Consider the following 15,065-nt stretch of genomic DNA (forward strand, 5'->3'; position numbering starts at 1 on the left):
GTTTAAGCTTCCTTTTTCGCAGCACGTTTTGCTAATACAATCGTCATTGCAAATGAGACGGCAAACGCAATAGCTAATCCAATTAAAAAATGCATCATTGAGTCAGGACGGATGGCAATAACACCAGGTAATCCGGCTGGCCCCAATGCGATTGATAATACTTTCATTAAAGTTACATAAGCAGAAGATACACCAGCTCCAATAATGGCTGCATAAAATGGGTACCGCAGCTTTAAATTCACTCCAAACATCGCTGGCTCTGTAATACCGAGTAATGCCGAAATACCTGAAGCAGAAGCGATGCTTTTCATTTTTGCATTAGCTGTTACAACAATAACTGCAAGAGCTGCAGCCCCTTGTGCCACATTCGACATGGCTGCAACTGGAAAGACAAAAGATCCACCTGTTCTTGCAATATCAGCTAGTAATTGTGTTTCGACTGCAATGAAACTATGATGCATCCCCGTAATGACAATTGGCGCATACAAAAGACCAAACAATCCACCACCTACGAACCCTGCTGTTTCATATAAAAAGACAAGTCCATCCGTTACTAAATGTCCACTCTGCCTCATCAAGGGACCTACAACTGTAAATGTAAGAACACCCGTGATAAAGATTGTTAATAACGGTGTTAGTAAATTATCTAATGCAGACGGCACAACACGTCTAAAGAATTGTTCAACTTTTGCTAAAATAAAGGCTGCTGCCAATACTGGCAAAACCGTCCCTTGATAACCGATTTTCTCAATTTCAAAACCAAGGATATTCCATACAGGAATCTCTCCATCTACCACTGCACCACCATAGCCCCATCCATTTAATAGATCTGGGTGAACCATGATCATCCCCATTGCTGCACCTAAATATGCATTCCCACCAAATCGTTTGGCTGCAGAAAATCCTATTAATACCGGTAAGAAAACGAAGGCTGCATTCGCAAAAGTATTAACCATGGCTGCTAAGTCAGCAATTTGTGGATAAACATTAATGATTGATTGCCCATCAAAGAATAAATCCTCTGATGTTAATAAATTGTGAATACCCATTAATAAACCCCCAGCCACGATGGCTGGTATAATCGGAACAAAAATATCAGAAAGCATTTTTACAAAACGCTGAATTGGATTCATCTTTTTATTTCCTTCAGCTTTCACTTCATCTTTTGACATCTCTTCAATTCCAGTCAACTGAACAAACTCACGATGCACATTATTAACAGTACCGGCCCCAATAATAATTTGATATTGACCAGCTGTGGAAAAGGTACCTTTGACTGCATCAATCTCTTCTAGCTTTTTTTCATCAACGAGAGATTCGTCTTTTAATACAAGGCGTAATCTTGTGGCACAATGAGCTGCGGCAGATACATTTTCCTTACCACCAATTGCTTCTAAGATCTCACTTGCAATCTGTTTATAATCCATCTCTTTTTTCATCCCCCCAAAATGTAAAGCTTTACATTTTATTTGATAAAATTAGTGTAAAGCTTTACATTGTATCCGTCAATCTTTTTTTGAATGCGCTATCACTCTACTCGAAAGATGAGATGTTATCTTCTATAGGTACGTCCAGAGTTAAAATACACTTTGAACGGTTCTCTCCCGTTTGTTGAAGAACAAATTATAAAGAACGAGGACTATCGGGAAGCGTATTAGCAAGAATTATATATATCAGCAAATTAACAGGTGAAAATAATATAAAAGTTAGTCTTATAAAGAAAGAAGATATCCCAAAAAACTCAGCTATTCCTCACAAACTCCAGATACAGATTTATCTATTAATGACTTTCGTAATTTTCTATCTTTCAAATGCAATTCCCCCACAATATCCCATAGCCACAGCTCCTTCAGGATTTTTAATTTGATTAACTTCTTCAATCGGTTCACAATAGTCATCATGAAAATCCATATGTAAAATATTGGAAAAAGGGGTCTAATTCTTTATTTAATCTGCTAATTTCCCAAGCGGAAAAAGCCCAATTGAGTATTAAATTTATGAGCAACCTTCTGATTAATAAAGTTACATTAAAAAGTTTTTTAATAAAAGCCTCCTTTATTAAGAGATTATTATTTTTTTAAAAGGGCAGATTATTTCTCAAAAAGAAACAATCTGCTCAATTAATTCTGAAGATCACTTAAATATAATTAGTTTAGGCTGTCTCCAGTTTGATTAAATATTAGAAATTTTAATAGCTTACTACCAAATTCATAAGCAATCACTATAGCCAATCCCTTTAAAAATACTCAAGATTCTGATTCTTCTAGACAAACTTTTTACCGAAGTTTTAGTTAGAGAACGAGGAAATACAAAACGGCCTCTAAACTTTGTATAAGCTTTCTAAAAAAATCAAACTTCCTTGTAGTCCCTGTTTACCCATTCCATTTCTGTTGCATAATACAAAGATTCATCATCACCTGGGAGATAATTTGGAATAACCTTTCTAAATTCAAATTCATTATTTAATTGGAAAGTAAGGACTGGGTCATAGAGTTCTTTATCTTGAACTTTTTGAACATACTCATATGGGGACATTTCATTTGCATGTTTGTAATAAAACGGAATTCGACCACCAAGGATAATGCTTTTTAAGTTGAAATTTTTACAAACATTTTTGCGCGCGGTATATAATCTTCGGCCAACCTTTAAGCTGCGATAATCTGGATGGACAGAAACCTCAACCCCATAAAGGTTCACACCATTTGGATTGTGATTTTTGATAAAACCATTATCACAAATAGCTTGATAGTTATTGTCATTGATATAATCTTCAAAATTTACAATTAAACTAGAACATGAGCCAACGATTTTGCCTTTATATTCTACGCAGATTTGTCCCTCAGGAAAGATCTCCACTTGGCTTTCAAAATGTTCTAATTTAAAGGAGATATCTGGGCCAAAGCTAGTAACGGATAAGGCTGCAACTTCCGCAACATCCTCTTTGTTCATTGTCCTTATGGCTATATCCTTTTCTATTTCAGGTATCTCTAGTTTCCCCATATCCTGTTTTCCCCTTTCTCATTTTTACTTTGTTAACGATCCGACCGATACAAATTTTTCTTCCAAATATTCGAGGATACCAGATTTCCCTCCTTCTTTCCCGATCCCACTTTCCTTAAATCCACCAAACGGAGCTTGTGCAACAATAGGGGCAGGATCATTCATTCCAACGATTCCAAAATCTAAGTCTTGCATCAAGCGATAACTTCTGCCTAAATTATTTGTAAAGCAATAAGCGGCGAGCCCATAATTTTCATGGTTTGCTTTCTTCACAACTTCTTCCTCACTCTGAAAAGTGAAAATTGGTGCGACTGGACCAAACGTTTCTTCCTTAGCAATTTTCATCTCATCATTTGCGAAATTGATAACCGTGGCTTCAAAGAAGTTACTATGTTGATTGACTCTTTTTCCACCGCAAAGTACTTGACCCCCTTTTGTCATTGCATCTTTCACATGGCTATCAACCTTTTCTACAGCTTCGCTGTTTATAAGTGGACCAACATCCACACCACTTTCCATTCCATTTCCAACCTTAAGTTGAGCCACTTTTTCAGCTAGTTTTCTTCCGAAGTTCCCAGCAATCGCTTCATGTACATAAATTCTATTGGTACTAATACATGTCTGACCTGCATTCTTAAATTTTGTTAAGAGTACGCCCTGTACTGCTACGTCAACATCCGCATCTTCAAATACAATAAAAGGCGCATGTCCACCAAGTTCCATTGAAACTTTTTTTACTGTTTCAGCTGAATTTTTAAGTAATAATTTCCCAACTTTTGTTGAGCCTGTAAACGTCAATTTCCGAACATCTCGGCTTTCCGTCATTACTTTCCCTATTTCTTCTGCTTCTCCCATTACTAAATTAACAACGCCTTTCGGCAATTTTGCAGCATCAAAACATTCAAATATCTTCATTGCGGATAAAGGGGTGGCTGGTGCAGGTTTTAAAACTACTGTACATCCTGCAGCAATCGCTGGTGCAATTTTTCTTGTTATCATAGAGGCTGGAAAGTTCCAAGGTGTAATCGCAGCTGTCACTCCTACCGGTTGTTTCAACACCAATAGTTGTTTGTCTGGATGTGAAGCTGGTAGGATATCCCCATATATTCTTTTTGCCTCTTCTGCGTACCACTCTACATAATTTATAGCTCCGATTACTTCACCCTTGGCATCCGTTAGTGGTTTACCCATTTCAAGCGTAATGGTCTCTGCTATTTCATCTTGCTTCTCTCTCATAATTGAAGCAACCTTACTGAGATATTTCCCTCGTTCAGGGCCGGGAAGTCTCCTCCATGTAATAAAAGCGTGCTTAGCAGCCTCTATAGCTTCAAAGGTTTCCTCTCCCCCCCCTGATGCAACTGAACCTATCAACTCACCAGTTGCGGGATTGTAAATGTCTGAAGTGCTCCCTGATTTTGACTGCTTCCATTCACCATTTATATAGAGCATTTATACCCTCTCCTTAAAATTAGATTTCTTCAAATGAGCCCTCCGTTGGATGCCCAATACTAAGAAACACTTTTCTTTCTGATAGATTCATAATGATTGAAAAAACAGTTTCCATTCTCCTATGCTCAGGAGCATTTAAGTTTTCATAATGGTTTATTGAGTTAGGTTCATTGAATCGATCGGATAGCCATGTTTTAAACATGGATTCATCAATTTTTTGATTACGAGCATAGGCTGTATTGATTAGTTGTTCTGCCCTTTTTTTTCGTATCATTGAATCGTCAAAAGCGAACTCATTCATATCTTTAACCTTTTTCTTTATTTCCATTGAACAGACGTGATTTGTGTGAACTAATTTACCATCGCTTTCACCTACCATATCGATTCCGTACGGTGACGTTTCAATATTAAGAGCCATTCCTTTTCCAGTGCCGTCATCCATGCCAATCATTACACTTGCAGCAGAAGCAATTTGCTCTCCTTTTATTTTTGAAATAGCTTCGTGAAGGGAAGATGAATTTAAAATACTTCTTAAACCTAAGTGAATAGGTACTTGATTGGATTTTTTATCCGTTAAAAGAGCATTAAAACAAAGTCCTAATCCAGCAGAATTAAACCCGATTTTTCCAATAATACCTCCTTCTGTAACCATTGTAATGATTGGTTTAGATTCCTGATGTATTTCTAATAAAAGTAGACTTTCTTTCTGTGTTGCTTTCCAATCCCAGTTTTGCCCAATGATTGTTATATCGGAAAGTGGAGCAGACACTGAAATAGCTGTACAACCGTCTGTAAATACATTTCCATAATTAGCTAAAGCAATTTCACTGCGGGCATTTAATGCAAGGATATCTTCAAAGTCAACGCCCGCCCCTTCTGCAAGCCCTTTCATTTCTTCGACTAAATCTGCATCATATTCTTCAATTGCTTTTAAATGAACCAGTGCTAATTCTTTTGCCTCTGTCCAGTTAATCCCTTTAAATCCAAGGAAAAGTTTTTTATATGTCTCGAGGCTACGAAAAACTTCGTCTTTTCCTTCAGAACCATGAATTCTTCCTATTTCTCTAGGGGAACCCTTTAAAACTAGCTTTTTAATCATTTAATAACTTCCTTTCTTTTGCGGTATTGAGACTTATAGATATTTCTTCTCAAACACTGATATTGCATCATCTAGAATACTAATGATCTCCTCAACTTGTTGTTTGTTAATAATAAGAGGTGGTGCTATAGCGACAATATTTCTTCCTACATTGGACACAAGGGGTCTTAAAATTAACTTCCGCTTGAAACATTCCTCAACGACTTCAGTGGCAGATAAAATGGATTGGTCAAAAGGTATTCCTTCTTCTCGATCTGCGTATAACTCAAAAGCAGAAAGCAATCCTAGGGCTCTTGATTTTGTCACAGTTGGATGCTTTTCTTTTAAATAGTTAAATCCATCTTCTAGAACGATTTCCATATCTTTAACATTCTCTACAACTTGGTTTCTCTCCAGGATTTCTATGTTTTTTAGTGCCACGGCGCATGCTGTTGGATGACCACTGTAAGTAAAACCATGAGCTAACACCTCATCATATTGAACGATCGTATCGTGAATTTTTTCTTTAAGTAACACACCACCTAATTGGGAATAACCACTTGAAATCCCCTTTGCCACACACATTAAATCGGGTACAACCCCCCAATTATCAACACCAAACATTTCTCCAGTTCTTCCAAATCCACAAATCACTTCATCTGCAATAAATAAAATATTAAACTCGTCACAAAGTTTTCTCACAGCCTGTAAATAACCATCTGGCGGCATATGGACCCCACCAGACCCTTGAACCGGCTCCATAATGATGGCGGCAATTGTATCTGCCCCTTCTCTTTCAACGATATCACGAATGCAACCTTTATAATTTGGGTCACTCTTATCTCCTAACTCACAGTTCGTGACATGAGCAGTAGCATGGAAAACTTCTGTCATACCAGAACCAGAAAATAAATGAAATGCTGGAATAGCTGTTGCCGTTTGGGCACCAATTGTTACTCCGTGATAAGACTGTTTTAGAGCTATAATTTTTCTCTTATCAGGAAGCCCTTGTAATTTCCAATAAAATCTAGCTAACTTAAATGCCGTATCGTTGGATTCCGATCCACCAGAAGTAAAGAAAACTGAATTTAAATCTCCTGGCGCCATTGTTGATAGTTTTTCAGCAAGATGAACAGCTGGTTCATTTGAAAATCCAGCAAAGGAAGAACTAAATGCTAACTTAGACATTTGCGCTTTCGCAGTTTCAGCTAATTCTTTATTACCATGCCCAATGTTGACATTCCATAGCATCGAAAGGCCATCGATGTAGCTCTCTCCATTCAAACATTTTACATAGATTCCCTCCCCTTCTGAAAATGTAAGTTTTGGCCCATTTTCAACATGTAATTTTGGAACCGTTGTAGGGTGGAGATAATGCTTCTTATCAAGTTCTGCCAACTCTGATATATACGGTTTTCTTATAGAATGTTGATATGTCATAAATAGAACCTCCAATTATGTTTTATTCACTTATAAAAAATGCAAAATTCATGCCAACTTCCTAGTAGTGTTAAATAAGGTTTTTCAGTAATGAAATTGACCGTTTTATGCACAGATGCATGCTCTAGATGCCTGTGCATAACAAGGGTCATTAAAATATTTAGTTTTAAGAATAAAAACCACCCGCGAAAACGAGTGGTTTCTTTACTACTGAAAGCTTTTATAAGTGCCAAACCCTAAGTCTGAACAGTCCTCCAATTGCATTACTTCTTCTGACCAGGCTTCAAAAGGACTCTAGCTTTCTTCTTTTTTTACGATTAACTTCTATACTTTGCTAACCTTCTAGTGCCTTTAGAAATTAAACTAGTGCCGTTTGCATGTGAAATGATTGGCGAACTAGAGGTTTCATATTCGAAAAAAAAGAACTTCATTTCTTATTGAAAAGAAATGAAGTTCCTAGTGTCCACCTGAATGCTTTACTTGATTCTGCAGAATTTTTTGGTATTTACGACTTACCGCTGACTGGCTAATTTGCAAAACTTGTGCAGCTTTTGTTGTTGTTTTATATTTCTTCATCGCTAACATAATTAATTGTTCTTCTACCTCATCTCGAGCTTCGTGGAGGGGTAGAATACCAGTTATTATTGGCTTTGCTTTTTTCATTGCACCAAGACCTGTAGAGCGACTAACAAATTCTGGGCTTATGACTTCCTCATCAGTCGTAACAACTAGCCGCTCTATAAGATTTTGTAATTCTCTTATATTACCAGGCCAATCATATACTTCTAAGAGCGTAAGTGCCTCAGGCGAAAAGTGGTAATTGCTGTTATATTTTTCATTCAAGGTTTGAATAAAATGAGATGCTAATAACGGAATGTCCTCTGTTCTTTCTCTTAATGGAGGGACATGTATAGGAATAACATTAATTCGATAAAATAAATCTTCTCGGAATTTACCCTCCTCTACCATTTTTTCTAAATCTCGATTTGTAGCTGCAATTATTTGTACGTCAACAGGAATAGATTTTGTACTGCCAACCGGGGTTACCTCTTTTTCCTGCAGTACTCTTAGCAACTTCACTTGTAAACGTGGTGGAATTTCTGCAATTTCATCTAAAAAAAGAACTCCATTATTCGCCTGTTCGAAATAACCAATCTTCCCTTTTGTGTCTGCTCCAGTGAAAGCACCTTTTGTATACCCGAACAACTCACTTTCTAACAGGTCTTCAGTGATTGCACCACAATTTATGGCTAAAAAAGGTTTATCTGAACGATTTCCTTCACTATGAATCGATTTTGCAATTAACTCTTTTCCTACTCCGGATTCACCTAAAATAAGAACTGTTGAATCAAATTGAGCTAATTTTCTGATATTATCTATTACTTTCTCCATTTTAGAGCTACAATAAATAATTTGATTTTTACTTTTTAGCTTCTCTAATTCCTTTTTATAGTTCCTTGAAAGTCGTTTTGTTTCTCTAAGTTCGTCTTTTAACATTGTGGTCTCTGTGATGTCCCTAGACGCGATGACAACACGGTGGATTTCTCCGTCATCATTGAAAATGGGATTTCCGACTGCTAGAATTACCTTCCCACTAGGTGTTTGTTGAACAACGGAGACTTTCTTCTTCTTTTCGAGAACTTGCCTTACGACTGAAGGACTATACTTACCGCTCTTTTCAATTTCTAATAAGTTTTTCCCTTTCAGTTCTTTTATATCATCCACTCCCCAAATATCTGGAATGAAATTTTCACTATAACGAAGGAGTTTTCCTTTGTTATTCACTACAAGAATCTCATCGTACATAGTAGCCAATATGGCATGTAAGTCAGTATTTAAATCTTTAACATATTCAATTTCCATTGCCATTTCTTCTACCATCGGCAAATCCTGAACAATAATAAACAAACCTTCTACTTGGTTTCTTTCATTTTTAATAGGACTGTAATCGACCAAAATGCCCATATCATCAGTTATATGAACTTGATTTAGTAAGGTTTCTCCTGAAGACACCACCATCTCAATGTGTTCTTGATTAAAAATATCTCCGACCTTAGCTTTCATAACCTTCTCGTAAGAGGACCTAATCATTTTTATACCAGCTTCGTTACAATTTAATATATTCATATCACGACCTACGACAAAGATCCCCATTGGAATAGAAGAAAGCATAACTTTAAAAATATCAACGTTATGATTGTCTTGACGAAACATTTCAACTAATGCGTCTACTCTATGAATATAACCTATATATTCATCTTTCTCATCCTTAATTAGAGTAATGTCCTCACCCATCACTTGGAAAATCAAGCCCAAAGATACAGGGTGTCCGATTTCCCATTCACCCAAATGCTTAATTGGAATTGCATGTTCTTTTATAATATCTATTTCTAGTTTTTTATGATCCTCACAAAGGTTTTCAAGGTCGATATAAGCATATATTTTGTCTTCAATTGTAAGAAATAAATATGAAGAGTGTCTGTCAGCTAATGTTTGCTGTACTGCTTCAATTGGGGTATCAACAGCTAGACAAGTAAGAGGAATCAGTTTGTCATATGTTGTGGGATTCATTTTGATAATTACCTCCTAGAGTAATACATATAATAGATAAGTATATCAGTAATTTAGTAGATAGGTAAGAAGGACAAAGTAAGAGAAGTATATTATTTATTTAACTTCTATTTTCAAAAAAAGAATTAGTCTCTTTCTGCGGAGAAAAATTCGGTTTCAACACAGGCTAGAACCATCCCTGGAATAACATCTTCTCCCTTACTGACTTCAATTGACTGAACACGTCCATTTATCCCAATTGAAATACTAGCGATCGTATCATCTTGAATTCGAATATAAAATAACGATCCCCCTTCAGATATTAAACTTCCCTGTTGAATACAAATTTCCTCTACTACACCGTAGTAAGGACTGGTTATTAATTCACAGTAGTTCAACGTAATTCTCCTTTCATTCTTTTTTCCTAACATCTTCAATACACTTCCACTTTTTTTTGAAATTCCGCATGTTCATTTTCAGTAGAATCTATTGGTAAATACTCTATTTTATAGTTCAAAAACCCATAAATAATGGCCATAATCGGACTGATAATACACAAAAAAGCAAATGGGGCATAACTTAGTGCTGATACACCTAGAGTACCGTACATAAAGGCTCCGCAGGTGTTCCACGGAACTAGTGGTGAAGTCATTGTCCCAGCATCCTCAATAGTCCTTGATAAGTTTTTGGGGTGTAGATTTTTATTTTGATACGCCTTTGAAAACATGCGACCGGGTAGTATGATGGACAGGTATTGATCACATGCAATGATATTTGTTGCAATACACGTGGCAACGGTAGAAGCGATTAAACTTCCAGTATTTTTAGCAAACTTTAATAAAGCCAGTACAACTGCCTCCAGTATCCCTGCTTTTTCTAAGATTCCACCAAAAGCCATAGCAATTAATATTAATGAAACCGTATACATCATACTTTCCATTCCGCCATTGTTTAACAGGTTACCTACTACTTCAACTCCCACTTCCATAGAGAATCCATAGTATATAACACTAAACGCATCTCCTGCATTCATTCCCTGAAAACCGATAGCAAAAATAACACCGATCAATGTCCCCATGGTAAGAGCTGGGATCGCAGGCATTCTAAAAGCCATCATCGTGATAACGAGCGCTGGAGCACTTAACAACCATGGTGTTACAACAAAGATCTCACTTAATTGATGTTGCAAACTTTGAATTTCTTCCATACTAGTCTGAACTCCAGAAAATTGAAACCCAATAATTGTGAATAATATTAACGATATTATTAGAGCTGGTATTGTTGTGTACATCATGTGTTTAATGTGTTCAAATAGCTCTACACCCGTAATACCCGGAGCCATATTTGTCGTTTCTGAAAGTGGAGATACTTTATCCCCAAAATAAACGCCTGAAATAACAGCACCAGCAACCATAGCTAAGTTCATTCCTAAACCTTCACCAATCCCCATTATGGCGATCCCAATTGTCCCTGCTGCGGTCCAAGCATTCCCTGACGCTAGGGCAATTACACAGGATATACCACAAGCTGAAACAAGAAAATATGTTGGCGACAATAAATCCAATCCATAATATACCATTGTCGGTACAATCCCCGCTGCTATCCAAGTACCTATAATGGATCCAATGATGAGTAAAATAATTACGGCCTGTAAAGATAACCTAACTGTATTTAAAAAGGAATTCTCCAGATCTCCCCAAGTATGTCCTAGCCATAAAGCAATAAATGCTGCAACTACACCACTTATTAACAATGGAATATGAGCATCCAAGTCAAGTAATGCAATTCCGACATATAAGGATACAATCATGAAGACTATTGGAATCATTGCAACCATAAGCGATGGAGATTTCACAGTGTTTTTTCGGTTACTTTCGTTCATAAACTTCCCCTCTCCTTTTTGTTGAAATTTTCACGCTTAAAAACATGTCCTATTTACATATTGCAAATTTAGTGCCAATACCAAAATGCCTTCTTTTCAAACTTTTCTGATAACATTTCGCTTTAACTTACCCATCTATGCATAAATTATTCCTATACTCATACTTAATAGTTTTATATTACTTATACTTTTAAACTGTACCAACAACGTAATACACCTAATGACAGTTTTTTATTTACGCGAAAAGTAGTAAGCCCCCAATCAAACAACGCATATAAACACGCAGTCCCTCCTAGTACAATAAATGTAGCAATTTAAGGAGGTTCTTTACTATATGCCGCAACTAAAACTTACAATTGTGTCCGTTTTTCATTACATTATGAAACTAAAAGTACGATTCCAATCCATCTCTTCAACCACTTCGACATTAACCATTACCAGTAGCGTACACAATTAAATCGGCAAACCTAAGAAATGCCCTTCTTCAATGATGAGGATGAGCACATCATCAAAATCATCATGACGGTGATAAAATATTAGGAAATACGACTATAAAAGATTGCATATACACATCTATTAACATGCCTTTTATTGCTTCTCCATACACCCTTGTCCCTAATGGAATGACTTCCGGGTCTACAGCAATCACTTTTTGATCGGGGTTTTAGTTTAGGTCGATGCCCATTTTAGTAATTCCAATGCAGCCTTCACAACCTCTTGTATAAGCTGTAGACATTATACTGAATGTTTTCCCTTTTTGAGTTTCAATTGCCTCAGCTGGTTGAGGTGGTATGAAAGTAGCAACTGGATTTTCTTCTACTGGTCAGTCTCTGGCTCTTTTGTGCCAATGACATAAATTTCATCAAAAAAGAGCATGAGGGGGAATCCTCATGCTCTTAATAAATTCACGCAAACACTTCTCTTAAACTTGCTTTATCTTGTTCTAGCCAATACTCCATTAATTTCTTTGCACCTTTTAAGTCGTGAAGTTTCGCTTGTCCACATTGCTTTTCTGTAGCAGCAGGAACTTCTTCTAGCTCTTTTGAGTACTTCATTGTTTTCTCGAGTACATCAATGATTTCATCAACGGATGGTGCTCCGTTCATAATTAAATAAAAACCAGTCTGACACCCCATTGGAGAAAGGTCAATGACATCAAAATGATCATAGTCTTCTGCAAACCGACGAATATTAAGAGCAAGTAAATGCTCCATCGTGTGGATCACGTCTGGCTTCATCGCTTGCTTATTAGGCTGAAAAAAACGAATATCGAACTTATTTATTTCGCCATCCGTCCCCACATCATGTTTTCCACAATGACGAACAAAAGGTGCTTTTACAATGGTATGATCTAACTCAAAACTTTCAACAGTTGGCATAATCTATAACTCCTCCTCATTTGCTCCTTTTAGCAATTGACTAAAGTATAACGAATGAGAATGAAGATGTCTAAGTATTTGCGTAAATTTTCTGATTATATCATTCTTCTTTTCTTGGTTTTGTCACGGTTTGTTTGATTGTTAATTGATGATGTGTAACAAACCTCTCTATTTCCTGCTCAAATGAATCCGGCTTAAAACGATGTAGTTTCATTTCTTCACCTTTATTCCCACTCATAATAAAAATGACCTTTGTACCAGCGATAATTTGGTGCACCTTGCTTATCTCTTTAGCTTCCATTTTTTTATGGCGGAGCGTGACTCCGACTACTTTCACCGTCATCGAAAGCGTGTCCTCAGAGACTGTTAAGTGATAGCGTGTGGTAAGAGCGGCTAAACTAAATGCCATCCCTACATAAGCCAAGTATTCAGAAGGACCATCAAGTGCATAGGCGTAGGTCATAGCCATAAAAAAGAGAATCGTCCAAAGTAATTTTGGTTCTTGTGCAATATATGTTTTCATTCTTTATCCGTCATTCCTTTGCTATGAACAAACGTCATTACTGTAAATAAGATAAAACTTACAACCAAGACCGTTCCCCCAATAATGTAGAACAATAGCTGAACGATTTCTGGAATAAAATCAGGTTTGATGTAGTAAATGTACATCCCACTTGTTAGTCCAAACGCCCCTATAAAGGCTGTCCACACTTGAATCGTTGCTAACTTAGAGTTCTTTGGAATTGGATAGACACGGTAGAAAATAGCAAAAGCAAATAATGAGAGCCACCCTACCACTAAAATATGGGCATGGATTGCTCTAAGCAACATCGAGCCTGCCCCCGCCATATGTGAACCCATGAAGGTACCAATCAACGCATAAATAGCAGAAGTCCTTAATAAAAATTTCGTACGACTCATTTTCAAACCCCTTCCCTTTCATTTGTATCCAAGTATTTATTATACATGGTTTTGACTAGGGTTAAGCAGGGGAATAATGAATACTAAGCGAAAATTAATAGAGCAGAGATCAACAATATTAATGCGACTCCTACTAGAAGGGATCTTACTATGAAAAAAAACTCATTTATGAAGTACTTTATGGAGCAATTAAAGACAGACCCGATACCTGACTGGGCAGCAACGTTTGCTTATTATTTCATGCTATCCATTTTTCCACTTCTTATTTTTATGATTGCACTACTCCCTTACTTCCAGTTAAATATCGATCAAGTCTATCAAATCATATATGACTACGTACCAAGTGACTTAGCTGAATTATTTGGTTCAACGATTTTAGAAGTCATAAGCCAACCTCAAGGTGGATTACTCTCTTTCGGTGTGTTAGCAGCTATGTGGTCTGCTTCAAATGGTATTAATGCACTGATCCGGGCTATTAATAGAGCCTATAACATTGAGGAAACAAGGAACTTCCTATCGTTACGATTGCTATCGATTTTGCTCACTCTTTGTATGATCTTTGTTGTTGTAACCACCCTGCTTCTCCCTGTATTCGGTAAGCTAATCATTAATGGCCTGGAATATTTCTTTGCCGTACCACCTGAAACGGCTGAATTTCTCAATTTGTTACGCTGGATTATTGGGATTGTTTTAATGACACTTGTACTTATGTTTTTGTATTGGGCAGCACCAAATGTGAAATTGAAGTTTAGACATGTCATAATTGGGGCATTAAGTGCTACTATAGGGTGGCAAATTATTTCTCTTGCTTTTTCTTTTTACGTGACAAACTTCGGGAACTATTCAGCTACTTATGGAAGTTTAGGTGGAGTGATTATTTTGATGCTTTGGTTTTTCCTCACTGGCCTGATCATTATCATAGGTGGCGAGATCAATGCAACAATCTTTCATCAGAAAAAAGAGGCAAGAATACAGAAATAATAACCATTCACTAAAAACATGTATAAAAAGTTCAAAACAGTCAATGCTTGTATCAGATTGGCAGGACGATGAATTTAGAGGAGTTGAGAGAAAATGAATAAAACAGAACTAATTAATGAAGTAGCAGAACGTACTCAGTTATCAAAAAAAGATGCTGGAAATGCAGTAAATGAGGTATTTGATGTCATTTCAGAAACGATGTCAAAAGGTGATACTGTACAATTAATCGGCTTTGGAAACTTCGAAGTCCGCGAGCGTGCTGCAAGAAAAGGTCGTAATCCGCAAACAGGCGAAGAGATTGATATTCCAGCAACTAAAACACCAGCATTTAAAGCCGGTAAACAGCTTAAAGATGCAGTTAAGTAAGCTATATCATGACAGAAAA

14 protein-coding genes are annotated in these 15,065 nt (G+C 36.8%); 2 read left to right on the plus strand and 12 right to left on the minus strand.

The window, feature by feature from the left end; translation table 11 throughout:
• Positions 1 to 2: 2 nt before the first annotated feature.
• The 12 genes from RYX56_RS06845 to RYX56_RS06905 all read right to left on the minus strand — a co-directional run bounded on the left by RYX56_RS06845 (position 3) and on the right by RYX56_RS06905 (position 13,699).
• Positions 3 to 1,427 (minus strand): sucrose-specific PTS transporter subunit IIBC, encoded by a 1,425-nt coding sequence (locus RYX56_RS06845; protein ID WP_317121346.1) that lies wholly within the window; start codon positions 1,425 to 1,427, stop codon positions 3 to 5.
• Positions 1,428 to 1,623: 196 nt separating this feature from the next.
• Complete coding sequence (locus RYX56_RS06850; RefSeq protein ID WP_317121922.1) at positions 1,624 to 1,749, minus strand: PspC domain-containing protein; 126 nt, start codon at positions 1,747 to 1,749, stop codon at positions 1,624 to 1,626.
• A gap of 600 nt (positions 1,750 to 2,349) precedes the next feature.
• Positions 2,350 to 3,000 (minus strand): GNAT family N-acetyltransferase, encoded by a 651-nt coding sequence (locus RYX56_RS06855; protein ID WP_317121347.1) that lies wholly within the window; start codon positions 2,998 to 3,000, stop codon positions 2,350 to 2,352.
• Positions 3,001 to 3,024: 24 nt separating this feature from the next.
• Positions 3,025 to 4,449: an NAD-dependent succinate-semialdehyde dehydrogenase gene (locus RYX56_RS06860; RefSeq protein WP_317121348.1), complete on the minus strand. Its 1,425-nt coding sequence runs from the start codon at positions 4,447 to 4,449 to the stop codon at positions 3,025 to 3,027.
• 19 nt (positions 4,450 to 4,468) lie between these two features.
• A complete protein-coding gene (locus RYX56_RS06865) occupies positions 4,469 to 5,548 on the minus strand; it encodes a C45 family autoproteolytic acyltransferase/hydrolase (RefSeq protein WP_317121349.1) in 1,080 nt (359 codons plus the stop codon).
• Positions 5,549 to 5,581: 33 nt separating this feature from the next.
• A complete protein-coding gene (locus tag RYX56_RS06870) occupies positions 5,582 to 6,967 on the minus strand; it encodes an aminotransferase family protein (RefSeq protein WP_317121350.1) in 1,386 nt (461 codons plus the stop codon).
• Between the two features lie 456 nt (positions 6,968 to 7,423).
• Positions 7,424 to 9,538 carry a sigma 54-interacting transcriptional regulator gene (locus tag RYX56_RS06875; protein ID WP_317121351.1) on the minus strand — a complete coding sequence of 705 codons (2,115 nt, stop codon included), beginning with the start codon at positions 9,536 to 9,538 and terminating at the stop codon, positions 7,424 to 7,426.
• 125 nt (positions 9,539 to 9,663) lie between these two features.
• Positions 9,664 to 9,915: a biotin/lipoyl attachment domain-containing protein gene (locus RYX56_RS06880; RefSeq protein WP_317121352.1), complete on the minus strand. Its 252-nt coding sequence runs from the start codon at positions 9,913 to 9,915 to the stop codon at positions 9,664 to 9,666.
• Positions 9,916 to 9,950: 35 nt separating this feature from the next.
• Positions 9,951 to 11,399 carry a Na+/H+ antiporter NhaC gene (gene nhaC, locus RYX56_RS06885; RefSeq protein WP_317121353.1) on the minus strand — a complete coding sequence of 483 codons (1,449 nt, stop codon included), beginning with the start codon at positions 11,397 to 11,399 and terminating at the stop codon, positions 9,951 to 9,953.
• A 905-nt stretch (positions 11,400 to 12,304) separates the two neighbouring features.
• Entirely contained in the window at positions 12,305 to 12,778 is a 474-nt protein-coding gene (locus RYX56_RS06895) for an S-ribosylhomocysteine lyase (protein WP_317121354.1), read from the minus strand.
• Between the two features lie 100 nt (positions 12,779 to 12,878).
• A complete protein-coding gene (locus RYX56_RS06900; RefSeq protein ID WP_317121355.1) occupies positions 12,879 to 13,301 on the minus strand; it encodes a hypothetical protein in 423 nt (140 codons plus the stop codon).
• A complete protein-coding gene (locus tag RYX56_RS06905; RefSeq protein ID WP_317121356.1) occupies positions 13,298 to 13,699 on the minus strand; it encodes a hypothetical protein in 402 nt (133 codons plus the stop codon). The genes RYX56_RS06900 and RYX56_RS06905 overlap by 4 nt, the downstream gene beginning before the upstream one ends.
• A gap of 150 nt (positions 13,700 to 13,849) precedes the next feature.
• Here RYX56_RS06905 and RYX56_RS06910 point away from each other — a divergent pair, with 150 nt between their 5' ends.
• Together RYX56_RS06910 and hbs are read left to right on the plus strand one after the other, a co-directional pair.
• Positions 13,850 to 14,680: a YihY/virulence factor BrkB family protein gene (locus RYX56_RS06910; RefSeq protein WP_317121357.1), complete on the plus strand. Its 831-nt coding sequence runs from the start codon at positions 13,850 to 13,852 to the stop codon at positions 14,678 to 14,680.
• 93 nt (positions 14,681 to 14,773) lie between these two features.
• Complete coding sequence (hbs, locus tag RYX56_RS06915) at positions 14,774 to 15,046, plus strand: non-specific DNA-binding protein Hbs (RefSeq protein ID WP_317121358.1); 273 nt, start codon at positions 14,774 to 14,776, stop codon at positions 15,044 to 15,046.
• The last annotated feature ends 19 nt before the right edge of the window (positions 15,047 to 15,065 follow it).

Origin of the sequence: Alkalihalophilus lindianensis (genome assembly GCF_032843265.1) — a bacterium.
GTDB lineage: Bacteria > Bacillota > Bacilli > Bacillales > Bacillaceae_D > Alkalihalophilus > Alkalihalophilus lindianensis.